The organism is Cellulomonas algicola (assembly GCF_003851725.1).
In the GTDB taxonomy this organism is placed as follows: domain Bacteria; phylum Actinomycetota; class Actinomycetes; order Actinomycetales; family Cellulomonadaceae; genus Cellulomonas; species Cellulomonas algicola.
The window spans coordinates 1-2,458 of record NZ_BHYL01000466.1; the positions used below are offsets into that span (position 1 = coordinate 1).

At 73.4% G+C, this 2,458-nt stretch carries 2 protein-coding genes; both read left to right on the plus strand.

Features of this window, described 5'->3' with window-relative positions:
• Positions 1-1,730: transcription termination factor Rho (gene rho / locus CTKZ_RS20875; RefSeq protein ID WP_124344685.1), on the plus strand; the 1,730-nt coding region annotated here is incomplete at its 5' end.
• Positions 1,731-1,930: 200 nt separating this feature from the next.
• Positions 1,931-2,398 carry a DUF6325 family protein gene (locus CTKZ_RS20880; RefSeq protein ID WP_124344686.1) on the plus strand — a complete coding sequence of 156 codons (468 nt, stop codon included), beginning with the start codon at positions 1,931-1,933 and terminating at the stop codon, positions 2,396-2,398.
• The last annotated feature ends 60 nt before the right edge of the window (positions 2,399-2,458 follow it).

The following is a 2,458-nucleotide window of genomic DNA, read 5'->3' on the forward strand; positions in this document are numbered from 1 at the left end:
CCGCCGCACCCGCCGCTGAGCGCGAGCAGGCCCGCGAGCAGGGCGACGACCAGCCGCGTGCCGAGCGCGAGCCCCGCACCGAGCGCGAGCCCCGTGCCGAGCGGGAGCCGCGCGGTGACCGCGAGCAGCAGGAGCGTCCGCGCCAGGACGCGCTCGCCGGCCTGGAGGCCGCGCTCGACGCGCGCCTCGCCCCGGCCGAGTCGCGTGACGACCGTGCCGCTCGGGCGACCGACGCCGTGCAGGGCGAGCGCCGCTCGCGCCGCTCCGGCCGGGGCCAGGGTGCCCCCGAGGACCAGCGCCGCGACGACGAGAACCGTCAGCAGGGCGGCCAGCAGCAGGCCCCGCAGGGTCAGGGCCAGCAGGGCGGCAACCGCCAGGGCAACCAGAACCAGAACCAGAACCGGGACCAGTTCGGTCCGGACGACGACGAGCGCGGCGGTCGCCGCCGTCGCTCGCGCGACCGCTACCGCGACCGGGACCGCAAGGGCCGCCGCGGCCGCGGTGGCCAGCCCGACGTGTCGGGCCTCGACGACATCGAGGTCACCGAGGACGACGTCCTGCTGCCCGTCGCGGGCATCCTCGACGTGCTGGACTCGTACGCGTTCGTGCGCACGACCGGCTACCTGCCCGGCGCGAGCGACGTGTACGTGTCGCTCAACCAGGTGAAGAAGTCCGGCCTGCGCCGCGGCGACGCGATCACCGGTGCGGTCCGCCAGCCCCGTGAGGGCGAGCAGCCGCCGCAGGGCAACCGGCCGAGCAAGTTCAACGCGCTCGTGCGGCTGGACACGGTCAACGGCATGGCGCCCGAGGAGGCGCGCGACCGCCCCGAGTTCACCAAGCTCACGCCGCTGTACCCGCAGGAGCGCCTGCGCCTCGAGACCGAGCCGACGCGTCTGACGCCCCGCGTGATCGACATCGTCGCGCCCATCGGCAAGGGCCAGCGCGGCCTCATCGTCGCGCCGCCCAAGGCGGGCAAGACGATCATCATGCAGCAGATCGCGAACGCGATCACCGCGAACAACCCCGAGGTCCACCTCATGGTCGTGCTCGTCGACGAGCGCCCCGAGGAGGTCACAGACATGGAGCGGACGGTCAAGGGCGAGGTCATCGCCTCGACGTTCGACCGCCCCGCCTCCGACCACACGATCGTCGCGGAGCTCGCGATCGAGCGCGCCAAGCGCCTGGTCGAGCTCGGCCAGGACGTCGTGGTGCTGCTCGACTCGCTGACCCGTCTGTCGCGCGCGTACAACCTGGCCGCGCCGGCATCGGGCCGCATCCTGTCCGGTGGTGTCGACGCCTCGGCGCTCTACCCGCCGAAGCGCTTCTTCGGTGCCGCGCGCAACATCGAGAACGGCGGCTCGCTCACGATCCTCGCGTCCGCGCTCGTCGAGACCGGCTCCAAGATGGACGAGGTCATCTTCGAGGAGTTCAAGGGCACCGGGAACATGGAGCTGCGGCTCTCCCGGTCGCTCGCGGACAAGCGGATCTTCCCGGCGGTCGACGTCAACGCGTCGGGCACGCGCCGCGAGGAGATCCTCATGTCGCAGGACGAGCTGAAGATCATCTACAAGCTCCGCCGCGTGATGGGGGCGCTCGACCAGCAGCAGGCGATCGAGCTGCTCATCGGCAAGCTGCGCGAGACCAAGTCGAACGTCGAGTTCCTGCTCCAGGTGCAGAAGACGACGCCCGGCGGACCGATCGGCGACGGCGAGGTCGGCCGGACGGTCTGACGCCCGCACCACTCTCGACGGCCCCGCGCTCCCGACAGGGACGCGGGGCCGTCGTCGTTCCCGGCGGGGTCGGGTGTGGTGCGCGGACCCCCCGCGGTGCCGCCGAGGCGGACGATTGTCTGGGACGGTGCACGCTCCTACGATCGATCGCGGAAGGCCCGCCGCCCGCTCGGGGCGACGCGGATCGAGGTGCGGGACCCATGGTTGACCTCGAGCAGTCCGGCCCGATCGACTACGTCGTCGTCGAGTTCCCGCCGGGTGGTCTCCGAGGCGACGCCTTCCCCCTCCTCACGGACCTCGTGGACCGCGGCGTGATCCGCGTCCTCGACCTCACCGTGGTCGGCCGGGACGCCGAGGGCGCCTTCGCCGTGCTGGACGTCGAGGAGCTCTCCGCGCGCGGCGTCGACCTGACGCTCTTCCACGGGGTCACGCACGACGTGCTCGACGACGACGACCTGCGCGACGTGGCGCGTCGCGTCCTGCCCGGGTACTCGGTGGCGGTCCTCCTGTTCGAGAACGTGTGGGCGGCGCCGCTCGCGACGACGCTGCGCCACAACGGGGCGCAGCTGCTCGACAGCCGGCGGTTCCCGGTGCAGGCGATCCTCGCGAAGCTCGACTCGATGGCCGGTGCGGCCCCGCCGGCGGCCCTGGGCGACGCGCCCGCCTGACGCCCCGGCCGGACCAGGACGGCCCCGCGCTCCCCGGCGGAGGGAGGCGGGGCCGTCGGC

Coding starts and splice junctions, on each gene's coding strand:
- CTKZ_RS20880 (WP_124344686.1), top strand. CDS start 1,931: ATGGTTGACCTCGAGCAGTCCGGCCCGATCGACTACGTCGTCGTCGAG.